Annotated in this window: 21 protein-coding genes and 1 tRNA gene; 9 read left to right on the top strand and 13 right to left on the bottom strand. The window is 70.0% G+C overall.

Annotated elements, in window-relative coordinates:
* Positions 1 to 11: 11 nt before the first annotated feature.
* Complete coding sequence (locus KF910_RS00780; protein WP_292258291.1) at positions 12 to 671, bottom strand: LemA family protein; 660 nt, start codon at positions 669 to 671, stop codon at positions 12 to 14.
* Between the two features lie 66 nt (positions 672 to 737).
* On the bottom strand, positions 738 to 1,652 hold the full coding sequence (locus KF910_RS00775) for a bifunctional methylenetetrahydrofolate dehydrogenase/methenyltetrahydrofolate cyclohydrolase (protein ID WP_292258289.1): 915 nt from the start codon (positions 1,650 to 1,652) through the stop codon (positions 738 to 740).
* Positions 1,653 to 1,745: 93 nt separating this feature from the next.
* Between KF910_RS00775 and KF910_RS00770 the strand changes: the two genes are divergently transcribed.
* Entirely contained in the window at positions 1,746 to 3,572 is a 1,827-nt protein-coding gene (locus KF910_RS00770; protein WP_292258287.1) for a PPC domain-containing protein, read from the top strand.
* A 13-nt stretch (positions 3,573 to 3,585) separates the two neighbouring features.
* Here the strand turns inward: KF910_RS00770 and hutH are convergent, their stop codons facing one another.
* Entirely contained in the window at positions 3,586 to 5,115 is a 1,530-nt protein-coding gene (hutH, locus tag KF910_RS00765) for a histidine ammonia-lyase (RefSeq protein WP_292258285.1), read from the bottom strand.
* Between the two features lie 194 nt (positions 5,116 to 5,309).
* Complete coding sequence (gene hutU / locus KF910_RS00760) at positions 5,310 to 6,971, bottom strand: urocanate hydratase (RefSeq protein ID WP_292258283.1); 1,662 nt, start codon at positions 6,969 to 6,971, stop codon at positions 5,310 to 5,312.
* 87 nt (positions 6,972 to 7,058) lie between these two features.
* On the opposite strand from hutU, the gene KF910_RS00755 reads away from it, so the two are divergent.
* Genes KF910_RS00755 through KF910_RS00735 form a run of 5 tightly spaced genes read left to right on the top strand, consistent with a single transcriptional unit; the run spans position 7,059 to position 15,048 of the window.
* Positions 7,059 to 7,760 (top strand): UTRA domain-containing protein, encoded by a 702-nt coding sequence (locus KF910_RS00755; RefSeq protein ID WP_292258281.1) that lies wholly within the window; start codon positions 7,059 to 7,061, stop codon positions 7,758 to 7,760.
* Positions 7,761 to 7,762: 2 nt separating this feature from the next.
* Complete coding sequence (locus KF910_RS00750) at positions 7,763 to 8,665, top strand: agmatinase family protein (RefSeq protein WP_292258279.1); 903 nt, start codon at positions 7,763 to 7,765, stop codon at positions 8,663 to 8,665.
* Positions 8,665 to 9,876 carry an imidazolonepropionase gene (hutI, locus tag KF910_RS00745; RefSeq protein WP_292258512.1) on the top strand — a complete coding sequence of 404 codons (1,212 nt, stop codon included), beginning with the start codon at positions 8,665 to 8,667 and terminating at the stop codon, positions 9,874 to 9,876. Before KF910_RS00750 ends, hutI begins: the two co-directional genes overlap by 1 nt.
* Positions 9,877 to 9,930: 54 nt before the next feature.
* Positions 9,931 to 13,413 (top strand): class I SAM-dependent DNA methyltransferase, encoded by a 3,483-nt coding sequence (locus KF910_RS00740; RefSeq protein WP_292258277.1) that lies wholly within the window; start codon positions 9,931 to 9,933, stop codon positions 13,411 to 13,413.
* 48 nt (positions 13,414 to 13,461) lie between these two features.
* Positions 13,462 to 15,048: a phytoene desaturase family protein gene (locus tag KF910_RS00735; protein ID WP_292258275.1), complete on the top strand. Its 1,587-nt coding sequence runs from the start codon at positions 13,462 to 13,464 to the stop codon at positions 15,046 to 15,048.
* A gap of 133 nt (positions 15,049 to 15,181) precedes the next feature.
* Here KF910_RS00735 and KF910_RS00730 read toward each other — a convergent pair whose 3' ends face one another.
* Positions 15,182 to 15,544: a response regulator gene (locus tag KF910_RS00730; RefSeq protein ID WP_292258273.1), complete on the bottom strand. Its 363-nt coding sequence runs from the start codon at positions 15,542 to 15,544 to the stop codon at positions 15,182 to 15,184.
* A complete protein-coding gene (locus KF910_RS00725; RefSeq protein WP_292258272.1) occupies positions 15,541 to 17,043 on the bottom strand; it encodes a sensor histidine kinase in 1,503 nt (500 codons plus the stop codon). The genes KF910_RS00730 and KF910_RS00725 overlap by 4 nt, the downstream gene beginning before the upstream one ends.
* A gap of 134 nt (positions 17,044 to 17,177) precedes the next feature.
* Between KF910_RS00725 and KF910_RS00720 the strand changes: the two genes are divergently transcribed.
* Positions 17,178 to 18,599 (top strand): carboxylesterase/lipase family protein, encoded by a 1,422-nt coding sequence (locus KF910_RS00720; RefSeq protein ID WP_292258270.1) that lies wholly within the window; start codon positions 17,178 to 17,180, stop codon positions 18,597 to 18,599.
* 8 nt (positions 18,600 to 18,607) lie between these two features.
* Here KF910_RS00720 and gor read toward each other — a convergent pair whose 3' ends face one another.
* The 3 genes from gor to glmU all read right to left on the bottom strand — a co-directional run bounded on the left by gor (position 18,608) and on the right by glmU (position 22,226).
* Positions 18,608 to 19,993 (bottom strand): glutathione-disulfide reductase, encoded by a 1,386-nt coding sequence (gene gor / locus KF910_RS00715; protein ID WP_292258268.1) that lies wholly within the window; start codon positions 19,991 to 19,993, stop codon positions 18,608 to 18,610.
* Positions 19,994 to 20,017: 24 nt separating this feature from the next.
* Entirely contained in the window at positions 20,018 to 20,704 is a 687-nt protein-coding gene (gene rpiA, locus KF910_RS00710; protein ID WP_292258511.1) for a ribose-5-phosphate isomerase RpiA, read from the bottom strand.
* A 175-nt stretch (positions 20,705 to 20,879) separates the two neighbouring features.
* The gene (gene glmU / locus KF910_RS00705; RefSeq protein ID WP_292258266.1) at positions 20,880 to 22,226 is read right to left on the bottom strand and encodes a bifunctional UDP-N-acetylglucosamine diphosphorylase/glucosamine-1-phosphate N-acetyltransferase GlmU; all 1,347 of its coding nucleotides are present in this window, start codon (positions 22,224 to 22,226) and stop codon (positions 20,880 to 20,882) included.
* A 67-nt stretch (positions 22,227 to 22,293) separates the two neighbouring features.
* Between glmU and KF910_RS00700 the strand changes: the two genes are divergently transcribed.
* Both KF910_RS00700 and KF910_RS00695 read left to right on the top strand, forming a co-directional pair.
* Complete coding sequence (locus KF910_RS00700; protein ID WP_292258264.1) at positions 22,294 to 23,010, top strand: HAD-IA family hydrolase; 717 nt, start codon at positions 22,294 to 22,296, stop codon at positions 23,008 to 23,010.
* Positions 23,011 to 23,065: 55 nt separating this feature from the next.
* A tRNA-Val gene (locus tag KF910_RS00695) sits at positions 23,066 to 23,140 on the top strand.
* A gap of 116 nt (positions 23,141 to 23,256) precedes the next feature.
* Here KF910_RS00695 and KF910_RS00690 read toward each other — a convergent pair.
* The 4 genes from KF910_RS00690 to KF910_RS00675 all read right to left on the bottom strand — a co-directional run bounded on the left by KF910_RS00690 (position 23,257) and on the right by KF910_RS00675 (position 25,898).
* On the bottom strand, positions 23,257 to 23,676 hold the full coding sequence (locus tag KF910_RS00690) for a molecular chaperone DnaJ (protein WP_292258262.1): 420 nt from the start codon (positions 23,674 to 23,676) through the stop codon (positions 23,257 to 23,259).
* 1 nt (position 23,677) lies between these two features.
* A complete protein-coding gene (locus KF910_RS00685) occupies positions 23,678 to 24,508 on the bottom strand; it encodes a division plane positioning ATPase MipZ (protein ID WP_292258256.1) in 831 nt (276 codons plus the stop codon).
* A 120-nt stretch (positions 24,509 to 24,628) separates the two neighbouring features.
* On the bottom strand, positions 24,629 to 25,267 hold the full coding sequence (locus KF910_RS00680) for an SPOR domain-containing protein (RefSeq protein ID WP_292258254.1): 639 nt from the start codon (positions 25,265 to 25,267) through the stop codon (positions 24,629 to 24,631).
* A 241-nt stretch (positions 25,268 to 25,508) separates the two neighbouring features.
* Entirely contained in the window at positions 25,509 to 25,898 is a 390-nt protein-coding gene (locus tag KF910_RS00675) for an OmpA family protein (RefSeq protein WP_292258252.1), read from the bottom strand.
* Between the last annotated feature and the right edge of the window lie 15 nt (positions 25,899 to 25,913).

Genomic DNA, 25,913 nt, shown 5'->3' with positions numbered 1-25,913 from the left:
GGCGCCTGACCTCACTGGGCCGGCGCGGGGGCGGCGCCGGGCGCGGCGGCGGGGGAGGGCGCGGGTTGCAGGCCGTCGAAATTCACGCTGGGCGCGGTCTGGGCCTCGGCCGTGGCGGTGAACAGGGGCATGGCTTTGGACCCGCCATGGATGGTCTTGGCCCAGATCACCGTCGGGAAGGTGCGCAGGGAGGTGTTATAGTCACGCACCGCCTCGTTGTAGTCGCGCCGGGCGATGTTGATGCGGTTCTCGGTGCCTTCCAGCTGGGACTGGAGGGCCAGGAAATTCTCGCTGGACCGCAGGTTGGGATAGGCTTCGACGACCATCAGCAGGCTTTTCAGCGCCTGGCTGAGTTCGCCCTGGGCCGCCTGGTAGCGCTGGAAGGCCGCCGGGTCGTTCAGGGTCTCGGGGGTGACGGTGACGCCGGTGGCGCGGGCGCGGGCCTCGACCACCTGGGTCAGGGTGGTGCGCTCCTGCAGGGCGGCGCCCTGGACCGTGGCGACCAGGTTGGGCACCAGGTCGGCGCGGCGCTGATACTGCGACTGGACGTCGGCCCAGGCGGCCTCGGCCCGCTCCTGCTTGGTGGGGATGGCGTTGATGCCGCATCCGGCCGCGGCGGGGGCCAGGATGACGGCGGCCGCGACGGCGGCGAAACGCGGGTTCAGGCTCATGGCGTCCTCCGGCGGCCGTTCCGAGCGCGGCCGAGACTCAAACTATCCGCCCATGTCGGGACGGCTTCAAGCGTCCAGTTTCTCCGGCTCCACCCCGGCCGCGCGGCAGGCGGCGGCATAGGTGTTGGCCAGAAGGCAGGCGATGGTCATGGGGCCCACGCCGCCCGGCACGGGGGTGATGCGCCCGGCGACGGCCGCGGCCTCGTCAAAGGCCACGTCGCCGACCAGCCGGGTCTTGCCCTGGGCGGCCTTTTCCGGATCGCGGGAGGGGACGCGGTTGATGCCGACGTCGATCACCGTGGCGCCCGGCCTGATCCAGTCGCCGCGGATCATCTCGGGCCGGCCCACGGCGGCGACCAGGATGTCGGCGGTGCGGCACAGGGCCGGCAGGTCGCGGGTGCGCGAATGGGCGATGGTGACGGTGCAGCTTTCGCCCAGCAGCAACTGGGCCATCGGCTTGCCGACGATGTTGGAACGGCCCACCACCACGGCGTTCAGGCCCGACAGGTCGCCCAACTGGTCCTTCAGCAGCATCAGGCAGCCCAGGGGGGTGCAGGGGACCAGGCCCGGCAGGCCGACGGCCAGGCGGCCGGCGTTGACGACGTGGAAGCCGTCGACGTCCTTGTCCGGGTCGATGGCGGCCAGCACGGCGTCGGCGTCGATCTGGGCCGGCAGGGGCAGCTGGACCAGGATTCCGTGCAGGGCCGGGTCGGCGTTCAGCCGGTCGATCAGGGCCAGGAGTTCGGCCTGGGTCGCCGTGGCGGGCAGGCGATGGGTTTCGGAATACATCCCGGCCTCGACCGTCCGTTCGCCCTTGGAGCGGACATAGACCTGGCTGGCCGGATCCTCGCCGACGATGACCACGGCCAGGCCCGGCTGGACGCCGTGGTCCGCGCTCAGACGCGCCGCCGCCGCCGCGACGCGCTGAACCAGCCGCGCGGCGAAGGCCTTGCCGTCGATCAGGGTCGCGCCATCGCTCATCGGGATCGCCTTCGTCAGAAATCGAACGGATGGCGCGATTTACAGAGGGGCCGGTTCGGCGTCTATCATCATCGGACCGTCACGAGGATCGTCATGCGCCGTATTTTCCTTTCGACCGCCGTCAGCGCGGCCGCCCTTCTGATGGCCGTCTCGGCCCAGGCCCAGGAGCCGCTGCGGTTCGGCGACACCGTTCAGGGCAAGCTGGCTGCCGGGGCCGACGACGCCGACGACGGCCCGCACCAGGACTATGTCGTCTCGGCCCGGCAGGGGCAGAGGCTGGAGGTGGTGCTGAGGTCCGAGGATTTCGACGCCTATCTGTCGATCCACGCGGCGGACGAGACCGGAGCGGAGGCCCTGGCCGAAGACGATGACGGCCTGGGCCAGGGGACCGATTCGCGCCTGCGCTTCACCGCGCCCCAGGACGGAGACTATCGGGTGCGGGTCCGGGCCTGGAGCGGGCAGGGCGAGGGCGCCTATTCCCTGAGCCTGGCCGAGCTGGCCCCCGCCCCGCCGGCCCCGACGCCGCGCACGGTGCGGATCGGCGACGAGATCGAAGGGCGGTTGGACGCCGATGATCCCGAGACGGACGCGGGGCCCCGCTTCGACGCCTACGTCCTGCGCCTGGCGGCCGGCGACCGGGTGTCGCTGGGGCTGGAGGCGGACGATTTCGACCCCCTGGTGCGGATCGGCCGGATGGAGGGCGGGGTCTTTTCCGAGCTGGCCTATAACGACGATGCGCCTGACGGCGGGCTGAACGCCCGGCTGCTGTTCACCGCGCCGGGAGCGGGGGACTATGTCATCCGCGCCAGCAGCTATGCGGCGGGCGCGGAAGGGGACTATCGGCTGAAGCTGGAGCAGGCCCCGCCGGCGCCGGCCGCGACGCCGATCGCCCTGGGTCAGAGGATCGAGGGACGGCTGGCCCGCACCGACGGTGTCAACGCCCAGGGCCGCCGGGTGGACCTGTATCGGTTCGAGGGACAGCCGGGCCAGAGGATCACCATCACGGCGACCTCCAGCGATTTCGACGCCTATCTGGAACTGTTCCGCGACACGGCGGGCGGGCCCGTCTCGGTCGCCCAGGACGACGACAGCGGCGGCGGAACCAACGCCCGCATCAACACCGTGCTGGAAGAGGGCGGGGTCTATCTGATCGAGGCGCGGGCCTTCAGCGACGGCCTGGGCGCCTATGGACTGAAGCTGGAAGAGACCCTGCCGCCGCCGGCGCCGACGCCCCTGGCCTTTGGCGCGACGGTGCAGGGCGAGATCACCACCGACAATCCCGCCGGCGCCGACGGCCGCCCCTACAAGGCCTATGTCTTCTCGGGCCAGGCCCGGCAGAGGGTGCGGATCATCGTGCGGTCGGGCGATTTCGACAGCCTGGTCTCCATCGGCCGCCCCGGCGACGACTGGTCGGCCCTGGCCACCGACGACGACGGCCTGGGCGAGGGGCTGGACGCGCGACTGAACTACACCCTGCCGGAGGACGGCGACTACGAGGTCCGGGTCATGCCCTGGGCGGCCGAGAAGCTGGGCCTCTATTCGGTCGAGATGACCGACCGGGGGCCGGAACCCAGGCCGGGCAGCCTGGTGGTCGGCGCCACGGTGCGCGGAACCCTGTCGGACGAGGACGGGGTGACCGACGAGGGCGCGGCCTATGACGCCTACGAGATCCAGGCCAAGGCGGGCGAGAAACTGCGCCTGACCCTGGTCTCCAACGCCTTCGACAGTGTGGTCGAGGTGGGCCGGACGGACGAGGACGGCGCCTTCGACAGCCTGGAAAGCGACGACGACGGCCTGTCGGACACCCATGCGCGTCTGGACTGGACCGCGCCGGAGGACGGCCTCTATGTCATCCGCGCCCGCAGCTACGCCCCCAACTCGACCGGCGACTACGCCCTGACGGTGGAGAAGCAGCCCTGATCGCGACCGCCCGTCATGCCGAGGGCAGGAGATCGGCGGCGAACGGACGGTAGCGGCCGGCGCGGACGCCTTCGGCGGCGCGTGCGATGTCGGGCGCGAAATAGTGGTCCGAGCCGTAGGGAGCGGCCGCCTGGCGCACCAGGGCGTGGACCTGTTCCAGCATCGGCGAGGACGTCAGGGGGCGATGGAATTCGATCCCTTGCGCGGCGGCCAGAAGCTCGATGCCGACCACGGCCGCCGTGTTCTCGGCCATGTCCAGCAGGCGGCGGGCGCCGTGGGTGGCCATGGAGACGTGGTCTTCCTGATTGGCGCTGGTGGGCACGGTGTCGACGACGCAAGGATGGGCGACCATCCGGTTCTCGGCCACCAGGGCGGCGGCCGTCACCTGGGCGATCATGAAGCCCGAGTTCAGGCCGCTTTCCTTGACCAGGAAGGCCGGCAGCTCGCTCATCTTCGGGTCGACCAGGATGGAGGTGCGGCGCTCGGAGATATTGCCCATCTCGCACAGGACCAGGGCGATCTGGTCGGCGGCGAAGGCCACCGGCTCGGCGTGGAAATTGCCGCCCGAGATCACGTCGCCGTCGTCGATGAAGACCAGGGGATTGTCGGTCACGGCGTTGGCCTCGCGCTCCAGCGTCGCGGCGGCGTTCCTCAGCACATCCAGGGCCGCGCCCATGACCTGGGGCTGGCAGCGCAGGGAATAGGGGTCCTGGACCTTGTGGCAGCCTTCGCGGTGGCTGTCGCGGATGGCGCTGCCGGCCATCAGGGCGCGCAAGGCGGCGGCCACCTCGATCTGGCCCGGCTGGCCGCGCAGGGCGTGGATGCGCGGATCGAACGGCGCGTCCGACCCCTTCAGGGCGTCGACCGACAGGGCGCCGGCGGCGATGGCGGCGGCGAAACAGGCCTCGGCCGCGAACAGGCCGGCCAGGGCCAGGGCGGTCGAACACTGGGTGCCGTTCAGCAGGGCCAGCCCCTCTTTCGGACCCAGGACGATGGGTGTCAGTCCCGCCTTGGCCAGGGCCGCCTCGGCCGGCAGGGTCTGGCCCGCGACCCGCGCCTCGGCCACCCCGATCAGGACGCAGCTCATGTGCGCCAGGGGCGCCAGGTCGCCCGATGCGCCCACCGATCCCTTGGATGGAATGCAGGGCAGGATGTCGGCGTTGACCAGGGCGATCAGGGCCTGAAGCGTCTGGCGCCGGATGCCCGAGGCCCCCTTGGACAGGCTGGCGATCTTCAGCACCATCAGCAGGCGGGTGACCGGCTCGCTCAGCAAGGGCCCCACCCCGGTGGCGTGGCTGAGCACCAGGTTCTTCTGCAGGGTCTCCAGGTCTTCCGGCGCGATACTGGTGTTGGCCAAAAGGCCGAAGCCGGTGTTGATGCCATAGACGGTGCGGCCCTGATCCAGAATGGCGGCCACGGTCGCCGCGCCCCGGTCGACATCGGCCCAGGCGGCCTCGGTCAGGCCGACGGTCACGGGACCGTCCAGCACGGCGCGCAGCTGCGACAGGGTCAGGGGGGATTGGCCGATGGTGATCTGGGTCATGGCGCCTTCGCTATCACTGAACCCTCTCCCGGCGGGAGAGGGCTTGAGCGCGCGAGAGCGAAGCGATCGCTCTTGCGCGAAAGGGTGAGGGGTTAAGGCGCCCGACTTTCGCCGACGGACGCCCTCACCCGATTTCGCAACCGATCGCCCGAGGGCTCTCGGGCGAAATCTCCCTCTCCCCTCGGGAGAGGGTTTCAAAGGCTCGGCAGGTTCAGGCCGTGTTCGCGGGCGGCGTTCCTGGCGATGTCGTAGCCGGCGTCGGCGTGGCGCATGACGCCGGTGGCGGGGTCGTTCCACAGGACGCGTTCGAGACGCCTGGCCGCCTCGGGCGTGCCGTCGGCGACGATGACCACGCCGGAGTGCTGGCTATAGCCCATGCCGACCCCGCCGCCGTGGTGCAGCGACACCCAGCTGGCGCCCGAGGCGGTGTTCAGAAGGGCGTTCAGCAGGGGCCAATCCGACACGGCGTCCGAGCCGTCCATCATGGCCTCGGTCTCGCGGTTGGGGCTGGCGACCGAGCCTGAGTCCAGATGGTCGCGGCCGATGACGATGGGGCCGGAAAGCTCGCCGGACGCCACCATCTGGTTGAACATCAGCCCGGCCCGATGCCGGTCGCCCAGGCCGATCCAGCAGATGCGGGCGGGCAGGCCCTGGAAGGCGATCCGCTCGCCCGCCATGTCCAGCCAGCGGTGCAGGCCGGCATTGTCGGGGAACAGCTTTTTCATCGCCGCGTCGGTCTTCTTGATGTCGTCCGGATCGCCGGTCAGGGCGGCCCAGCGGAAGGGGCCGACGCCGCGGCAGAACAGCGGGCGGATATAGGCGGGCACGAAGCCGGGGAAGTCAAAGGCGTTCTGAACCCCCCGGTCGAAGGCGACCTGGCGGATGTTGTTGCCATAGTCGGTGGTCGGCACGCCCATGGCCTGGAAGGCCAGCATTGCGCCAACATGGTCAACGATTGATTCACCAGCCGCCTGGCGCACCGCCTCGGGGTCGGACTGGCGTTTGTCCTCCCATTCTGAGACCGTCCAGCCCTTGGGCAGATAGCCGTTGACCAGGTCATGGGCGCTGGTCTGGTCGGTGACCAGGTCGGGCCGAACGCCGCGCTTGACCAGTTCAGGCAAAACATCCGCTGCATTTCCTAATAGGCCGACCGATATGGCTTTTCCTTCGGCCTTGGCCTGGTCGATCAGGCGCAGGGCCTCGTCCAGGTCTTCGGCCATGACATCGAGATAGCGGGTGCGCAGGCGCATCTCGATCCGGCTGCGCTGGCATTCCACGGCCAGGCAGGACGCCCCGGCCATGGTGGCGGCCAGGGGCTGGGCCCCGCCCATGCCGCCCAGGCCGGCCGTCAGGATCCATTTGCCCGACCAGTCGCCGTCGTAATGCTGGCGGCCCGCCTCCATGAAGGTCTCATAGGTGCCCTGAACGATGCCCTGGGTGCCGATGTAGATCCACGACCCGGCCGTCATCTGGCCGTACATCATCAGCCCCTTGCGATCGAGTTCGTGGAAATGCTCCCAGGTCGCCCATTTGGGCACCAGATTGGAGTTGGCGATCAGGACGCGAGGGGCGTCTTCGTGGGTGCGGAACACCCCGACCGGCTTGCCCGACTGGACCAGCAGGGTCTGGTCCGCCTCCAGCGCCCGCAACTGTTCGACGATGCGGTCGAAGCTCTGCCAATCGCGCGCCGCCTTGCCGATGCCGCCATAGACGACCAGATCCTCGGGCCGCTCGGCCACCTCTGGGTCCAGGTTGTTCATCATCATCCGCAGGGCCGCCTCGGCCGCCCAGGTCTTGGCGGTCATTTCAGGGCCGCGCGGGGCGCGGACGACGCGGGTGTTGGACGTGGCGCTCATCGGAACCTCCCTGCGACGGTGGGGTCCGCCGCTCTTGTCTCCGTCTTATGTCTAGACATTATTCGATGCAAGAGGCAGGTTCGCCGCATGGACCGTCAGCCCCTGCATCGCCGCATTGCAGCCGACATCGAGCGCCGCATCGCCACGGGCGACTGGCGGCCGGGCCGTCGCATCCCGACGGAGGCCGAGCTGATGGCCGAATACGATTGCGCGCGGATGACGGTGTCGCGCGCCCTGTCGGACCTGGCGGCGCGGGGGCTGGTCGTGCGCCGTCGCCGGGCCGGGACGGTTGTGGCCCATCCGCCGGTCCATTCGTCGGCCCTGGTCGCCATCCCGGACATCCAGGCCGAGGTCGAGGGGCGGGGCCTGGCCTATTCGCACCGGCTGACGGCGCGCCGCATCCGCGCGGGGCACGAGGATCACCCGGCGCTGGGCGACCGTCTGATCGAGCTGGAGACCCTGCACCTGGCGGACGGCCTGCCCTTCGTGCTGGAGCGGCGGCTGATCTCGCTGGACGCGGCGCCGGAGGCCGAGGCGGCGGATTTCACGGTTCAGGCGCCGGGGAGCTGGCTTCTGGCCCATACGCCCTGGACCGAGGCCGAGCACCGGATATCGGCCGTGGCGGCCGATCGCGAGACGGCGGCCGCACTGGGGCTGACGCCCGGCGCGGCCTGTCTGAGGCTGGAACGACGCACCTGGCGCGATGGTCGGGGCGTGACATGGGCTTCCCAAATCTCTCCCGGCGCCGCCTATGATCTGGTGGCGCGTTTCTCGCCGACGAAAGGATGAGCATGACGGAGAAGTCCGAAGCCCTGGGCTGGCGGTCGGTCGGCGATCTGGTCGGCGATCACCCCGATGCGCCGGTCGCCCTGATCGGGGCGCCGTTGAACGAGCGGTCGCTGACACCCGGCCGCTGCGACCTGGGGCCCAAGGCGTTCCGGGCCGTGCTGCCGCGCTTTTCCACCTATGACATCGAGACGGGGGGCAGCCTGGAGACCGTGGTGCATGACGCGGGCGACGTGCCTCTGAAGGCTGTGTCGCCCGCCGACGCCTTTGCGCCCGTGCGTGACGCGGTGGCGGCGCAAGGGGCGCGGGCGCTGACGGTGCTGGTCGGCGGCAACAACGCCATCACCCGACCGGGCGCGCATGGGCTGGGGCTCGCCAAGGGGCTGGACAGTGTAGGCGTGCTGACGCTGGACGCCCATTTCGACCTGCGCGACACCGACCAGGGCCTGACCAACGGCAATCCGATCCAGGCGCTGCTGGAGGACGGGCTGGACGGGCGGCGCATCAGCCAGATCGGCCTGGCCCCCTTCGCCAATACGAAGCGGGCGCATGACAAGGCGAAGGCGGCGGGCATTTCGGTGCGGACGGCGGGCGAGTGCCGGGAACGCGGCCTGGCGGCGGTCGTGGCCGAGGAGCTGGAGCGTCTGTCGGGCCTGTGCGACGCCATCTATGTCGATTTCGACATCGACGTGATCGACCGCGGTCAGTGGCCCGCCAGCCCCGGCGCGCGGCCGGGCGGGGTGTCGGTGCACGACTTCTTCGCCGCGACGCGGGTGATCGGCGCCCATGCCAAGGTCAGGGCCGTGGACCTGACCGAATACGATCCGTCGCTGGAGATCGGCGACCTGGGGTCGCTGACGGCCGGGCGCTGGTTCTGCGAGCTGCTGATGGGGTTCCAGTCGCGATGATCAAGGCCGACCGACTGATCACCGAATGCCGCCTGGCCACCATGGTCGCGTCCGACGAACCCTATGGGGCGGTCGAGGATGGGGCGATTCTGATCCATCACGGCAAGATCGTCTGGGCCGGGCCGCGCGGCGAACTGCCCAGGCACAAGGCGGCCGAGACGGACCGGCTGGGCGGGCGATGGGTCACGCCGGGGCTGATCGACTGTCACACCCATCTGGTCTTCGGCGGCGACCGGTCGGGCGAGTTCGAACAGAGGCTGGGCGGCGCAACCTATGAACAGATCGCCAGGGCGGGCGGCGGCATCGTCTCGTCCGTGCGCGCCACGCGCGAGGCCAGCGAGGATGATCTGTTCGACAGCGCCATGAGCCGGCTGGAGGGGCTGAAGGCCACCGGCGTCACCACGGTCGAGATCAAGTCCGGCTACGGCCTGGACATGGAGGCCGAGCTGAAGATGCTGCGCGTCGCGCGCCGCATCGGCAAGGAGGGCGGGGTGCGGGTCCGCACCAGCTATCTGGGCCTGCACGCCCTGCCGCCCGAACACCGCGACGACCGCGACGCCTATGTCGATCTGGCCATCGGCGACATCCTGACCGCCGCGCACGATCACGATCTGGTCGATGCGGTCGACGCCTATTGCGAGCCCATCGCCTTCACCACGGCCGAGGTCTCGCGCCTGTTCGAACGGGCGCGCAGCCTGGGCCTGCCGGTGCGGCTGCATGCCGACCAGTTGTCGGACGGCGGCGGGGCCGCCTTGGCCGCGCGATACGGCGCCCTGTCGGCCGACCATGTCGAGCACACCACCGAAGAGGGGGTGAAGGCCATGGCCCAGGCGGGGGTGGTCGCGGTGCTGCTGCCCGGCGCATACCTGATGCTGCGCGAGACGAAGACGCCGCCCATCGACCTGTTCCGCCAGCATGGGGTGAAGATGGCGGTGGCGACCGACTGCAACCCCGGCACCTCGCCCGTGGCCTCGATGACGGCGGCGATCAACCTGGCCTGCGTCCAGTTCCGACTGACGCCGGAGGAGGCCCTGGCCGGCGCGACGCGCGAGGCGGCCCGCGCCCTGGGCCTGTTCGCCGATGTCGGGCGCATCAAAAAGGGCCTGGCCGCCGACCTGGCCGTCTGGGACATCGACCGCCCCGCCGAGCTGGCCTACTGGCTGGGCAAGCCGATGCTGCATGCGCGGTATGCGGGCGGTGATCCCGCATAGATTGTGTCTGAATTGAAGCTAATCTAAGGTTGTCTCCCGCAGGGAGGGCGACCGATGGATGCCGACGACTTCATCCGGGTCTGGAGCGCGGCCGGCATTTCGGAACGCGCCCATTATCAGGGCTTCATCAGCCAGCTGTGCCGGGTCATCGGCGCGCCCGCGCCGGACGAGGTGCGGGTCGGCGATCCCGACTATTGTTTCGAGCGGCCGGTGCGGTTCCTCTATGAGGACGGGACGTCGCATCCGGGCTTCATCGACTGTTACAGGCGCGGCGCCTTCGTGCTGGAGGCCAAACAATCCCGTAAGCGTCGGGATGGCGGGATCCTTGATCCCCAGCATCAGCTGGCGCTGGTCGGCGCCAGGCGGCGGCGGATGGCGAAGGTGTCGGATTCGGCCATCGAAAGGCTGATGCGCGCCGCCAAGCGCCAGGCCGAGGGCTACGCCAAGGCGCTGGACGAATGGCCGCCGTTCCTGATCGTGGTCGATGTCGGCCGGGCGATAGAGCTTTGGTCCGATTTCGCGCGGCAGGGGAAGGCCTATTCGCCCTTTCCAGACAGGGCGCGATACCGGATCGAACTGTCCGACCTGGCCGACCCCGCGATCCGCGAACGGCTGCGCCGGGTCTGGACCGATCCGATGAGCCTGGACCCGGCCCAGAGGGTCGCCGAGGTGACGACCGACATCGCGGCCGATCTGGCCTGGCTGGTGCGATCCATCGGGGCGCGGGTCCCGAACGGCCCATCGGGCGCGCCGGACGCGGCCACGCGCGTCGCCTGGGCCAATCAGACCGCCCTGTTCGTCATGCAGTGCATCTTCGCCATGTTCGCCGACAGCGTCGGACTGATCGAACGGCGGGGATTCCTGACCTTTCTGGAGAGCTATCGCGGCCAGGCCGACCAGTTCCACAAGGGCGCGGGCGATTTCTTCCGGCGGATGGACGAGGGCGGCCATTGCGCCGCCATCCGCCAGGATCTGAGGCGGTTCAACGGCGGCCTGTTCAAACACGCCACCACCCTGCCGATCACGGACGCGGAACTGGAGGCCCTGATCGCGGCGGCGCGGCGGGACTGGGCTTCGGTCGAGCCGGCCATCTTCGGGGCGCTGCTGGAACAGGCCCTGGACCCGCGCGAACGCAGCGAACTGGGCGCCCACTACACGCCGCGCGCCTATGTCGAACGGCTGATCGAGCCGACGGTGATGGAGCCGCTGCGGGCCGACTGGGAGGCGGTGGAGGCGCGGGCCATCGGCCTTTATCTGGCCGGAGACGAGAAGGCGGCCCGAAAGGCCGTGCGCGAGTTTCACCGCCAGCTGTGTCATGTCCGGGTGCTGGACCCGGCCTGCGGCACCGGCAATTTCCTGTATGTCGCCATGGGGATGATGAAGGCGCTGGAAGGCGAGGTTCTGGGCGTCCTGGCCGAGATGGGCGAGGCCCAGGCCAGCCTGGCGCTGGACGGCCATACGGTGGGGCCTGAGCAGTTCTGGGGCATCGAAAAGAACGCCTATGCCGCCTGGATCGCCGAGATGGTGATGTGGATCGGCTATCTGCAATGGCATTTCCGCCTGTTCGGCGACGCCCAACCGTCCGAGCCGATCCTGAGGAATTTCGAGAAGATTCAGCACCGCGACGCCCTGCTGACCTGGTCGCGGGTCGAGATGGCCATGGATGGGCGGGGACGGCCGCGACGGTGGACGCGCGCGAGCGGGACCGGAGGCGTCCCCTGTCTGTTCGAGGCCGATGACGAGACGGTCGAGGTGGTGCGCTATGTCGATCCGCGCCCCGCCGCCTGGCCCGACGTGCATTTCATCGTGGGCAATCCGCCCTTCATCGGCGGCAAGGACATGCGGCGCGAACTGGGGCCCGGCTATGTCGACGCCCTGTGGCATGTGCGTCAGGGGCGGTTCCGCTCGGCCGACCTGGTCACCGCCTGGTGGGATCGGGCGGCCGAGATCCTGACGCGGCCGGGATCGAGCCTGCGCCGGTTCGGCTTCATCACCACCAATTCGATCACCCAGACCTTTTCACGCCGCGTGCTGGAGCATCATCTGGATGGCCGTCCGGCGATGCGGCTGGCGTTCGCCATTCCCGACCATCCCTGGCTGAAGGGCGGGGACCGGGCGGCGGTCCGCATCGCCATGACCGTGGCCGAACGCGGCGAACCGGACGGAGAGGGGCGGCTGCTGACGGTCACGTCCGAACAGGGGCTGAATACGGATGCGCCCCGTATCGAACTGCGGGAAAGGCGCGGCGTCATCGCGGCGGACCTGACCCTCGGCGACGAGGTGTCCGCAGCCGGCGCGTTAAAGGCCAACGCCTGCCTTTCGCATCGCGGCGTTCAGCTGTCAGGCGCCGGATTCCTGGTCTCGCCGACACGGGGGCGCGAACTGATGGCGGCGTCGGCGGCGGAGGCTTCATCACCCCTGCGGCAATACAGGAACGGACGTGACCTGGCCGACCGGCCCCGGCGCCTGAAGGCGATAGACCTGTTCGGCTGGAGCGAATCCGAGGTGCGGCGCCTTCATCCGGGCGTCTATCAGCATGTGCTGGAGACGGTGAAGCCCGAGCGCGACCGCAACAACCGGGCCGCCGTGCGCGACAACTGGTGGATATTCGGCGAGCCGCGCCGCGAGATGAGGCCGGCGCTGGAAGGGCTGGACCGCTACATCGTCACGGTCGAGACGGCCAAGCATCGGTGGTTCCGCTTCCTGGGCGCAGACATTCTGCCGGACAACAAGCTGGTGGTGGTGGCCAGCGACGATGCGCGGGTGCTGGGCGTGCTGTCCTCTCGCCTGCACCGGGCCTGGTTCGCCGCGAATTCCGGCCGTATCGGCGTCTATGACAAGGACGCCGTCTATGTGAAGAGCGCCTGTTTCGACGCCTTTCCCTTTCCCGACCTGGACTGTGCGGCGGGGCTGGAGCTGGGCGCCCTGGGCGAGGAGATGGACGCCTTGCGCGCCCGGGTTCTGGCCGAACATCCCGATCTGACCATGACCGGCCTCTATAATGCACGCGAGAGGCTGCTGTCCGGCGCGCCTCTGTCCGAAGCCCAGCACGATGTGTGCGAGCGGGGTCTTGTGCGACTGCTGGATCATCTGCACCGCCGGATCGATGAACAGGCCGCCAGGGCCTATGGCTGGACCGCGGAAATGGATGACGAGACGGCGGTCGCCGCCTTGGCCCGGCTGAACCGCGAACGCGCCGTGGAAGAGGCGCGGGGCGTGGTGCGTTTTCTGCGCCCCGGCTATCAGGCCGCTCGAGTGGCGGTGTCGGCGGGCCCGGTGCAGATCGAGGCCGGCCTGGCGCCGGCGACGGTGCGTCCGACCCTTCCGCCATCGCCCGAAGGCCTGGCGTCATCGCTTCTGGCCACCCTGCGCCGCAGCGGCGCGCCCGTGGAGGCCGAAGCCCTGTCCGCCCGGTTCGACGGAGGCACGCGGCGCACGCGAGAGGCCAGGGTGCGAGAGATGCTGGCCGTCCTGGCCGTGGCCGGGTCTGTTCAGAGGACGGACACGGGCTGGTTCGCCGCCGTGCGTCGCGGCTGACGCGCCCCGGTCCGGCTGCTATGGCAGGCGGGCGAGGGGGACGACCGAATGGCCGAGACGCAGACCGATGTCGTCATCCTGGGCGGCGGGCACAACGGGCTGGTCTGCGCCTTCTATCTGGCGCGGGCGGGGCTGAAGGTCACGGTGCTGGAGCGCCGCGGGATCGTCGGCGGGGCGGCGGTGACGGAGGAATTCCATCCGGGTTTCCGCAACTCGACCGCCAGCTATACCGTCAGCCTGCTGAACCCGCGCGTCATCGCCGACATGGACCTGGCCCGCCACGGCCTGAAGGTGGTCGAGCGGCGGGTGGCGAACTTCCTGCCGCTGGACGACGGCCGCTATCTGCTGGCGGGCGAGGGGCGGACGCAGGGGCAGGTGGCCAAATTCTCGGCGCGCGACGCCGAACGCCTGCCCGAATACGAGCGGCGGCTGGAGGTGGTGGCCGGGGTGCTGCGCGACTGGATCCTGCGCCCGCCGCCGAACATGGCCGAAGGGGGCTGGCTGGCCGCCCTGCCGGAGTTGCTGTCGGCCGGGCGGCTGGGGCGGCGGGCGGCGGGTCTGGACGTCCAGGGGCGGCGCGACCTTCTGGACCTGTTCGCCAAGTCGGCGGGCGACTGGCTGGACGGCTGGTTCGACCGCGATCCGGTCAAGGCCCTGTTCGGATTCGACAGCGTGGTCGGCAATTACGCCAGCCCCTACACCCCCGGCTCGGCCTATGTGCTGCTGCATCACGTCTTCGGCGAGGTGAACGGCAAGAAGGGCGCCTGGGGCCACGCCATCGGCGGCATGGGCGCCATCACCCAGGCCATGGCGGCGGCCTGTGTCGAACAGGGAGTCGAGATCCGGCTGGATGCGCCGGTGGCCCAGGTGCTGACCGAAAAGGGCAGGGCGGTCGGCGCGGTGACAGAAGGCGGCGATGTGGTGCGCGGGCGGGCCGTGGTGTCGAACCTGCATCCGCGCCTGCTGTTCGACCGGCTGGTCGATCCGGCCGTGGTCCCCGCGGACTTCAGCGAGCGGATGGGGCGCTATGCATCCGGGTCGGGCACGTTCCGCATGAACCTGGCCCTGTCGGAACTTCCGCGATTCACGGCCCTGCCGGACGCCGGCGATCATCTGACGGCGGGAATCATCATCGCCCCCAGCCTGGATTACATGGACCGCGCCCACGCCCAGGCGCGGTTGAACGGCTGGTCGGCCGAACCCATCGTCGAGATGCTGATCCCCTCGACCCTGGACGACAGCCTGGCCCCGCCGGGCGCCCATGTCGCCAGCCTGTTCTGCCAGCATGTCGCGCCCGACCTGGCGGACGCGCACCGAGAGACGGTGGCCGACCTGATGATCGAGACGGTCGATCACCATGCGCCGGGCTTCAAGGCGTCGGTCATCGGGCGGCTGGCCTTGGGCCCGCGCGATCTGGAGCGGCGGTTCGGCCTGGTGGGGGGCGACATCTTCCACGGCCGGCTGACGCTGGATCAGCTGTTCAGCGCCCGGCCGGTGCTGGGCCACGCCGACCATCGGATGCCGGTTCCGGGCCTGTATCTGTGCGGATCGGGCGCCCATCCGGGCGGGGGCGTCACCGGGGCGCCCGGGCATAACGCTGCGCGCGCGGTGCTGAAGGACCTGGGCAGGCGTTAGGTTTTGAACCCACAAATCTCGTCACCCTCGGGACAAGCCCGAGGGTGACGGGGGTTTTGAAAAATCTTGAAGAAACGGAGCCCAATTATGGGTTCACACGCTAAAGGGAGAGGGAAGCCATTCGATTGAAACCTTAGACGCCCAGGGCCTTGCGGATCGCCTGGCCGACCGCGGCCTCGGTGAAGGGTTTCTGCAGGGTGGGGCGGCCGCGCCACTGGTCCGGGAGGCCCGCCTCGCCATAGCCAGTGGAGAAGACCAGGGGCACGCCGCGATCAGCCAGGGCCTGGGCCACCGGAAACACCTGCTGGCCCGCGACATTGACGTCCAGCAGGGCGGCGTCGAGGCTCTCGCCCGTCGCCAGGGTCAGGCCCGCGGGCACGGTGGCCGCCGGGCCCACGGGAATGCAGCCCAGGTCTTCCAGTATGGTCTCGATCGGCATGGCGACCAGGGATTCGTCCTCGACCACCAGAATTCTGCGCCCCGTCAGATCCGTCATTGTGCGTCCCGTTCCCTGTCCAGCGGCATGGAGATGTCGGCCTTGAAGCCCTCGGGTGCGTAAGCCGCTTCGATCTCGCCCGCCAGATCGTGGCGGATATTGCGTTCGATCAGACGGCTGCCGAAGCCGCGCCTCTGGGGCGGGCTGACCTGCGGCCCGCCCGCCTCGCGCCAGTTGAGGGTCAGGCGCGGCGCGCGCTGGTCGGCGATGGCCCAGTCCACGAAGACCCGGCCTTCCGGCGTCGACAGGGCGCCGTATTTGCCGGCGTTGGTGGCCAGTTCGTGGAACACCATGCCCAGCGACAGGGCCTGGGCCGGGTCCAGAGACACCGGCGGCCCGTTCAGCACGATCCGCAAGGCCCCGCCGTGGGCGTCGGTCTCATGCTGCAGCACGGCGCGAAGGTCGGCGCCTTCCCAATGACTGCGGGTCAGCAGGTCGTGGGTGTGCGACAGGGACATCAGCCGCGACTGGAAGGCCTCGGCGAAGCCCTGTGGCTCCGGGTGATGGCGGGCCGTCTGCATGGCGATGGACTGGACCGTGGCCAGGGTGTTCTTCACCCGGTGGTTCAGCTCGTCGATCATCAGCTTCTGCCGCTCGGCCGCCAGGACGGATTCGGTGACGTCATGGCCCTGAACCAGGATGCCGGCCGGCCGGCCGGACCCGTCGCGGATCGGCTGATAGATGAAGTTCAGATAGACGTCCTCCAGCGGGCCGTCGGGCCGCCGTTGCAGCCGGACCCTCTGGTTGCGCCCCTCATAGGGCTCGCCGGTCTCAAGCACCCCGTCCAGCAGTTCGAAGAAACCCTGGCCGGCCAGGTCGGGCAGGGCCTCGCGCACCGGCAGGCCCTCCACCCCGTCGCGCCCGATCAGGCGGGAATAGGCGCCGTTGACCAACTGGAACACATGGTGCGGCCCGCTCAGCACGGCGATGAAGCCCGGCGCCTGCATGAACATGCCGACCAGCCGGTCGCGTTCGGATTCGAGCGCCAGGTTGCGCTCCTGCATGCCCTCGGCCTGGCGCAGCACCCGGTCGCTGATCAGGGCGTCCAGGGCCGAGGCGTCGCCCGCGCCCGTCGCCCGCCGCAGCATATGCAGTTCGGTGATGTCGGTGGTGTGCTGAAGGATGAAGCGCAGCCGGCCGTCCACGTCCTTCACCGGCGAATGGGTGCAGCTCCAGTATTTGTCGATATAGCGGATCGCCCCGGTCTGGTCCGGCAGGGGGATGGCGTAGTGCAGGCTGGGAATGCGGTCGATCTCGCCGGTCCGCAGCACCCGCTCGAAGGAGCCGCGCAGGAGGGCCATGTTGGTTTCATCGCCGCCGGCGTCGAAGGCTTCCAGCACATGACGGCCCAGCAGGTCGTCGCGCGTGCGCTGGGTGACGTCCAGATAGGCCTGGTTCATGCCGGCGAACCGCAGGTCCGGCGTCAGCAGCATGTAGGGATTGGGCGAGGCGTCGAACGCCGTCGCCAGGTCGAACGCCAGCTCGCCCGATTTCGCCAATTCTTTCAACGCATGCCCCAGGACCCCGCGCGCTCGGAACGGCCAGCGCGGCGCTTGGTTCCCGTCGGGACTGGATTTTTCGCATGCGGCGCGGTTCCGGACGAAAACGCGGCGAAGATCGGTATTCTGGGCGCATGAGTTTCGCGGACGCCGATGACCCGATCATCCAGACGCGCGACGGCCCGGTGGTCGGGCGGGTCGCCGGCGAGGTCGCGGTGTTCAGGGGGCTGCGGTATGCGGCGCCGCCCGTGGGGCCCCTGCGCTGGCGTCCGCCGCAACGGCCGAGGCCCTGGACACAGCCGCGCCCGGCCTTGGCGTTCGGTCTCAAGGCCGTCCAGCCGCCGTCGGATGCGGACCCGGGCGTGGGCGAGGAGGCCATGGGCGAGGATTGCCTGACCCTGAACCTCTGGGCGCCGCGGGCGGGCGGGGGGTGGCCGGTCATGGTCTGGATCCACGGCGGCGGCTTCGTCAGCGGCTCGGGCTCGGCGGGCCTGTATGACGGGGCGCGACTGGCGCGGCGGGGCGTGGTGGTGGTGACCGTGAACTATCGGCTGGGCCGGCTGGGCTTCTTCGACCATACGGCCCTGGCGGCCGAGCGGGCGGATGGCGAACCCGCCGGCGCCTATGGGCTGATGGACATGATCGCCGCCCTGGAATGGGTGCGGGACTCGATCGGGGCGTTCGGCGGCGATCCGGGGCGCGTCACCCTGTTCGGACAGTCGGCGGGCGGGGCGGCGGTGGCGCGGCTGATGATCGCCCCGGCCGCGCGCGGCCTGTTCCATCGCGCCGTGATCCAGTCCGGCCTGGGACGCGAGCGGTGCGCGCCGCTGGAGGGGCCGGGCGAGGCGGGCGTCGCCCCGATCCGCGCGAGGGGCGCGGACTGGGCCGTCCGGGCGGGCCTGCCGCCGGATGTCTCGGCCGAGACCCTGCGCGCCGTGGCTCCCGAACGCCTGCTGACGCCGGGTTTCAGCTTCTATGGCGGCGACGGCTTCATCCAGGACGGACGGCTGGTGCGGGAAGATGTGATGTCGGCCTTCGCGGCCGGGCGGCAGGCGCCGATCCCCCTGATCATCGGGTCCAACGGGGCCGAGTTCGCCGGTCAGGACCCGGACGCCTATCCGCCCTGGCGCGCCTTGCAGGCCAGGGTGGCGCCCGGCGCGGTGTCCAGCTGGGGCGGCGACGGCGCCGCGCTTCTGGGCGACTGGGTCTTTGGCGAGCCGGCCCGCGCCCTGGCCAGGCTGCACGCCAGGACGGGGGCGCCGACCTTCCTGTATCGCTTCGACGCCGCCGGGGGGCGGCACGGGGCCGAGCGGGGCTTCGTCTTCGATAACCTGGAGCCGGAGGCGCCGGAAGGCCATCAGGCGCTGGCCGAGCGCCTGGCCGACGCCTGGGCGCGCTTCGCGGCGGTGGGCGATCCCAGGGGAGGCGGGCTTGCCGACTGGCCGGATCTGCGCGAGGCGCCCGACGCCTTGCTGCATGTCACCGACGACGGCGCCCGTGCGGCGCCGGTCCCGTTCGCCTCACGCCTGGACCGGCTGGAGGCCCTGCATCGCTGAGCGGGGGTTCAGCCTGCCGAGACGTTCGCCGGCGCCTGTTTCTCCTTCAGGGTCACCAGCTCCTCGGCCATGGTGGGGTGGACGGCGCAGGTCGCGTCCCATTGCGCCTTGGTCAGGCCGGCCTTCACGGCGATGGCGGCCAGCTGGATCATCTCGGGCGCCTCTGGTCCCACGATGTGCACGCCGACGACCTTCTGACTGGTCGCATCGACCACCAGTTTCATCAGGACGCGTTCGTCCGAGCCGGTGAAGGCGTATTTCATCGGCCGGAACCGGGTGACATAGACGTCCACCTCACCCGGACAGCTATGCCGCGCCTCGGATTCCGTCAGGCCCACGGTGCCGACCGGCGGCTGGCTGAACACCGCCGTGGCCACGGCCTCGTAGTCGAAGGCCATCGGATTGTCGCGATAGACGGTCTCGTGGAAGGCCACGGCCTCGCGGATGGCGACGGGGGTCAGGTTCATCCGGTCGGTGACGTCGCCGATGGCCCAGATGTTGTCGGCCGTGGTCCTGGAGAATTCATCGACCCTGATGGCCCCGGCCTCGGTCAGTCCGACCCCCGCCGTTTCCAGCCCCAGGCCCTTGACGTAGGGAACCCGGCCGGTGGCGAACATGACCACGTCGGTCTCGATCTCCATGCCGTTTTCCAGCCGGTTGATCAGGCCCGTCTCGGTCTTCTCGATCGCCGTGTGCTGACAGCCCAGTATGACCTTGATCCCGCGCTTCTCGATCTCGCCCGCCAGATGCGCGCGCACGTCGTCGTCGAAGCCGCGCAGGATGTTCGGCCCGCGATAGATCAGCGTCGTCTCGACGCCCAGGCCGGCGAAGATGCCCGCGAATTCCACCGCGATATAGCCGCCGCCCGCGATCAGGATGCGCTTGGGCAGTTCGGGCAGATGGAAGGCCTCTTCGGAGGTGATGGCATGCTCGATGCCCGGCATGTCGGCCGGAACCCAGGGCCGGCCGCCGGTGGCGATCAGGATCTTCTCGGCCGTGATGGTTCGGTCCTTGCCGACGATTTCGACCGTGTGGGCGTCCTTCAGCACCGCCCGGCCATGCACCAGATCGACCCCGGCCTTGCCCAGGTTGGCGGCGTAGATGCCCGACAGGCGCGCGATCTCGACATCCTTGGCCTGGAGGAAGGTCGGCCAGTCGAAGGCGGCGTCGGGGAGGGTCCAGCCATAGCCCTCGGCGATCTCCAGCGCGTGGCTGACCTCGGACGCCATGACCATGAATTTCTTGGGCACGCAGCCGCGCACCACGCAGGTGCCGCCAACCTTGAACTCCTCGGCGATGGCCACCCGCTTGCCGCCCAGCGCCGTCAGCCGCGCCGCCCGCACCCCGCCCGAACCGGCGCCGATGACGAAGAGGTCGTAGTCATATTCAGCCATCAGAACGCTCGATCTTGGGAAGGGTCACGGAAATAGGGTCTGGACCCCGTCATCGCCACCGATGATCGCCTCGTCCGCCAGGTCCAGGAAAAGGCCGTGCTCGACGACGCCGGTGATCAGCTTCAGGTCGTCGGCCAGGCGCGCCGGGTCGTGGATGGCGCCGCATTTGGCGTCATAGATCAGATTGCCGCCATCGGTTCTGACCAGGCCCCGCTCGGCGCTTCGGACCCGGGCGGGCATGGCGATGTCGTGGTCGGTCAGGACGTCGGCGATGCGGTTGGCCGTGGTCTTGTGGCCGAAGGCGACCACCTCGATGGGCAGGGGGAAGGCGCCCAGGACCGGAACCACCTTGGCGCTGTCGGCGATGACGATGCAGCGGGCCGAGGCTTCCCACACCAGTTTCTCGCGCAACAGGGCCGCGCCGCCGCCCTTGATCAGGGCCAGGCCCGGCCCGACCTCGTCGGCGCCGTCGACGGTCAGGTCCAGGCGTGGCGTGTCTTCGAGTGTGGTCAGCGGCAGGCCCAGGTCGCGCGCCAGTTCGGCGGTGGCTTCAGACGTCGGCACGCAGCGCAGGTCGGCCAGGCCCCGCGCCGCCAGCGCCCGCACGAACCAGGCCGCGGTCGAGCCGGTGCCAAGGCCCACGACCATGCCGGGTTCGACGCGCAGGGCGGCGGCCTCGCCGGCGTGTTTCTTCTGGATGTCGCTCATGATTGTCCTCCCTCTCCCAGAGGGAGAGGGCTTGAGGCTCGGCAAGCGAAGCGCGCCGCCAGCCGAAAGGGTGAGGGGTTACGGTGCGAAACGGCGAGACCTAAACCCCTCACCCTTTCGCGCAAGTCCGATCGCTGGCGCTCTCGGGCGCTCAAGCCCTCTCCCGACGGGAGAGGGATCATGATTTTTGCGCCTTCTTCGCCTTCATCATGGCCATGAAGCGCGTGGCCCAGCCGGGCTTCACCGCCTGGCGCGCGCGGGCCAGGGCCAGGGCGCCGTCGGGGACATCCTGGGTCACAACCGAGCCGGAGCCGACCATGGCGCCCGCCCCGATGGTCACCGGCGCCACGAGCGAACTGTTCGAGCCGACGAAGGCGCCCTGGCCTACCGTGGTGCGATGTTTGAACACCCCGTCGTAGTTGCAGAAGATGGTCCCCGCGCCGATGTTGGCGCCCGCGCCCACTGCGGCGTCGCCCAGGTAGGCCAGGTGATTGGCCTTGGCGCCGTCGTCCATGCGGACGTTCTTCACCTCGACGAAATTGCCGATCTTGACCTTGGCGCCCAGGTTCGCGCCGGGCCTCAGGCGGGCGTAGGGGCCGACCTCGGCGCCCGGCCCCACGGCGGCGCCTTCCAGATGGCTGAAGGCGCGGATGCGGGCGCCGGCGGCCACCGTCACCCCGGGGGCGAAGACGACATAGGGCTCGACCGTCGCGCCGCCCTCAACCTGAGTGTCCCAGGCGAAATGGACGGTGTCGGGCGCGGGCATCATGACGCCGGCCGCCAGGGCCATCTCCCGCTGGACCTTCTGGAACAGGGCCTCGGCCTGGGCCAGTTCGGCCTGGGCGTTGACACCCATCACCGCATCCTCGTCGGCATAGACGGCGCGCGTGGGGGCGCCGCGGCCGCGCGCCAGCTCAACCACATCGGTCAGATAGTATTCGCCCTTGGCGTTGTCGTTTTTGACCTCGGCCAGAAGATCGAACAGCAGGGCGGCGGGCGCGGCCATGACGCCCGAGTTGCAGACCGTGACCTTCAGCTGATCCGGCGAGGCCTCCTTATGCTCGACGATGGCCTCCAGACCGCCGTCGGCGTCGATCAGCAGGCGGCCATAGCCGGTCGGATCGCGCGCCTCGAAGCCGACCACGGTCACGCCCTCGCCGCCGAAGGCTCCTTCGATGTCGCCCGCTTTCAGCAGGGGCACGTCGCCATAGGTGATAATGACCTGGCCGTCGAAGCCGCTCAGCGCCGCCTTGGCCGCCAGCACGGCGTGGCCGGTGCCCAGGGGCGGGTCCTGAACCGCCACCGCCTCGGCGCCCAGCCGCGCCTCGACATGGGCGCGCACCTGGGGCGAATGAGTTCCGACCACCACCACGATCCGTTCGCAGCCCAACCCTTCCGCCGCGTCTATGGCGTGGTCCAGCATGGCGCGGCCGCCGACCGGGTGCAGCACCTTGGGCAGGAGCGACTTCATGCGCGTGCCCTGTCCGGCGGCGAGGATGATGGCGGCGCGGGCCTGGCTGGTCATGAATCGGTCCGGAGGCTAGGGCGTTCATCGTGGTCTAACCCATCGGGCGGCCCGAAGGGAGACGAGGATGATCGAACGCGACCTGGAAGGCTGGACCCTGGCCTTCGACCTGGACGGCACCCTGGTGGAGACGCACCACGATCTGGTGGGCACGCTGAACCGGATGCTGGTGCTGAAAGGCCTGCCCCAGGTTCCGATGCAGGGGGCGCAGGAACTGATCGGCGGCGGGGCGCGGGCCCTGCTGGTCCATGGCTTTGAACGCGCCGGCGCGCCGGCCGATCAGGCGAACGATCCCGAACTGTATGACGCCTTCATCGCCGACTACATCGACCACATCGCCGACCATTCGCGCCCGTTCGAGGGGTGTGTCGAGACCCTGGACCGGCTGGCGGAACGCGGCGCGGCCCTGGTCGTGGTCACCAACAAGCGCAGCGACCTGTCGGAAATGCTGCTGGACCGGCTGGACCTGACGCGTCGCTTCGCCGCCGTGGTCGGGCCCGATCGGGTCAGCGCCCGCAAACCCTGCGGCGCCCATCTGGTCGAAGCGGTGCGTCAGGTCGGGGGCGATCCGGCGCGCGCCATCATGGTCGGCGACGCGGCGCCCGACATCGGCTGCGCCCGCGACGCCGGCCTGCCGGTGATCGGGGTCAGCTTCGGCTACACGCCCGTGCCGATCGAGGATCTGCTGCCCGACGTCATCGTGGACGCCTTCGCCGACATCGAGGAGGCGGTCGACATGATCGTGGTCGACCACTATGTCGCCAAGGCCCTGTCTGGGGCCTGAACGGGGCTTGCGCCCATCAAGGCGCCGGGCTATGTCCGCGCCTCCCCGATGGCATGGATGCGTAGCTCAGCGGGAGAGCACCTCGTTCACACCGAGGGGGTCACAGGTTCAATCCCTGTCGCATCCACCATTCCTTCTTTGCGCATAGCCGCCACGCCAACCGTATGCGCGTGGTTCCGGTTCAAGACGCAGTCTTTCACCTCCACCATTCCCTACCTCGGCAGAGAGGTCTTCGCGCCGGCCCCGTCAGGGCCGCAGCAGGCGGTCGCGCGCGGCGTTCAGGCGGGCGGCCAGGCCCTCGGTGCCGCCCTGGTCGGGGTGGGCGCGGGCCATCAGGCGGCGCCAGGCGGCGTTGATGGCGGCGGCGTCCGCGTCGGGCGCGACGCCCAGGATCGAGCGGGCCTCGGCCGCCGACAGGTCTTCACGACGCGGGGAAACGGTCCGCTGGCGCGAGGCCAGGACCAGCCACAGGCCCGCGGCGGCCAGGGCCGCGCCGATGATCCAGGCGCCGCGCATCGCCGCCAGAAGGCCGCCGCCCAGGGCCGCCGTCGCCAGCAGGGTGGCCGCGACGCGCCAATGGCCGCGCCGGGCGCTCTCGGTCTGGCGGCCCAGGCGAACCAGGGCCCACAGGGCCAGGGCGCCCAGACCCAGCCACAACAGGCTCAAATCAGGCCGCCGCGTCCAGGGGGGTCAGGCTCTGGTCCAGGCCCAGAGCCTGCATCAGGTTGCGCAGTTCCTGGCGCGCCGCGACATGGGCCAGGGACACCGCCACCGGCCGCACATCGTTCGACAGGTCCGCGACGGTCAGGCCGAAGGGGAACAGTTCGCGATAGATGACCCGGTCGCGCAGGCCCGGCCCGACGCGGAAGCCGACCCGCTTGGCCAGCTTGTCCATCCGCTCCTGCAGGCGGCGCCGGTTGCGCGCCTCGGCCACCGCCAGGCGGTTGGTCAGGACGACCCAGTCGATGGTCGCCTGGCGGCCCTGGGTGACGGCCCGATGCTTGCGCGCCTCCCAGACGCTTTCGGAATAGATCGAGGGTTTCTGCAGTTCCAGCGTCACCGGGTCCACCTGGCCCAGCAGGTCGAAATCGACGAAACTGTCGTTCATCGGGGTGATGATCTGGTCGGCGCGGGCGTGGGCCGCGCGCGACAGGGCGGTGTCGCCGCCCGGCGTGTCGATCAGGATGACGTCGGCGCCCTGGGCCTGGGCGAAGGCGGCCTCGAACCGGGCCATCTGTTCGGCCTCCTCGGCGCGGGCCAGGGCCTTGCCGTCGCCCATGTCCGGCTCGGTCGGCATGGGCAGGGTCTGCTGGTTGGCGGCCGCCCAGGCGGCGCGGTTGGCGAAGAAGCGCGCCATCGACCGCTGGCGCAGGTCCAGGTCGATGATGGCCACCCGCTTGCCGGCGTGCAGCAGGCCGGTGGCGATATGGATGGCCAGGGTGGACTTGCCGGCCCCGCCCTTCTCATTGCCGACGACGATGACAAGAGGCTGCGACATGGCGCGAACGATCCGTTTCCAGCGGCCGGGCGCGACTCACTCCGCCCCGGTCCAGTCGGATCAGAATCGGGCCGGGACTTCAGAAGGTCAACGACAGGCCCATGTCAGGCTTGTGGACGATCAGCCCGCGCGCCGGCACCAGGGGTCGGACACCCGGGCGGCGCGGCACAGGCCGGCGGCGGCCTCGGCCGGGATCGGCCCGACCTTCAGCCGGGTCAGGCGGCGGCCGTTGACCTCGACCGGCTCGAACCGGGGGGTCAGCCCGGCCAGGGCGCCGCCCTTGCCGGCCTCGGCCCATGCGGCGCGGGCGGCCGCCTCGCTGGAGAAGGCGCCCAGCTGGATCACCGTGGCCGGGCCGGAGGCGGCGGACAGGGCGGGGCGCAGGGTCGTCGTGTCCGAGACCTGGCGCACCACGGCCTGGCTCGCGGAACGGGCCATGGCGGGGGCGGCCTCGGCGGCGGTGCGGACAACGGCCTGGCGCACCGCGCCCTGGATCGTTCCGTCGCGCGCGTCCCAGAGGTCGTGGGGGTCCATGACCTGGACCTGAAGGGCGGGACGCAGGCCGGTCGGCGTGGTGGCGACGACGACCGGGGTCGAGGGGGCGTCGTGCGAGACCGGGGTCATGGGCACGTCGATGGCGGCCACGGCCTGGGCCAGGTTCTCGAACCGGTTGGGATCGCCTTCGCCCCCGTTGCAGGCGCCGAGCGCCAGGACGGACAGGCAGGCCAGGACCGGACGGCTGAGAGACCAGGGGTTCATAGGCCGGACCCTAGCGGATAGGCTTTGAGGCCCCGTTGAGGAACAGGCTTAAGGCGAAGGGTTAATCGCTTCATCATGTCCGCCGGCCACGCCCACTGTCCGCGCCGTCACGGACGGCGTGATCTAAGCGCCTAGGATCGCCAGGAGTTCACGCGGGCTCCATGCCGACCTGTCGCGGCGCAGGGCGACCTGTGGGCCGTCCAACGGCTTGGAGACCGGTACGCCCACACCGAGCCGCCAGTCAGAAATTGACGTCGACGCTCACCCGGCGGTTGAGCGGTTCAGGCGTATTCGGGGGCGTGGTGCGGGCCAGGAGGGATGCACCCCGTCCTTGCTGCTCGATCATGGACGGATCAATGCCCAGGTTCACAAGTTCGGTCGCCACTGCCTGAGCGCGCCTTCGGCTCAGTTCATCGGAGAATTCCTCGGCCTCCGCCGTGTCCATATGGCCGACGATAAGCACCCGGCTGGGATGACCGTGTCGCGCATAGTCGGCGACGGCGCGCACCATCCGATACCCCCGAGGCGAAAGCTCGGCGCGGCCATACTCGAAATAGTCGAGGAATTGGTTGGCTGCGGCGGGGCTGGCGATCAGGGACGCGACGGCGGCGACGGTGAGCAGTGTCCTCATGCCTGTCTTCTTCCT

Source organism: Brevundimonas sp. (assembly GCF_019636155.1).
In the GTDB taxonomy this organism is placed as follows: domain Bacteria; phylum Pseudomonadota; class Alphaproteobacteria; order Caulobacterales; family Caulobacteraceae; genus Brevundimonas.
The sequence above is the reverse complement of the archived record's forward strand: the minus strand, read 5'-3'. Positions and strand labels throughout refer to the sequence as shown.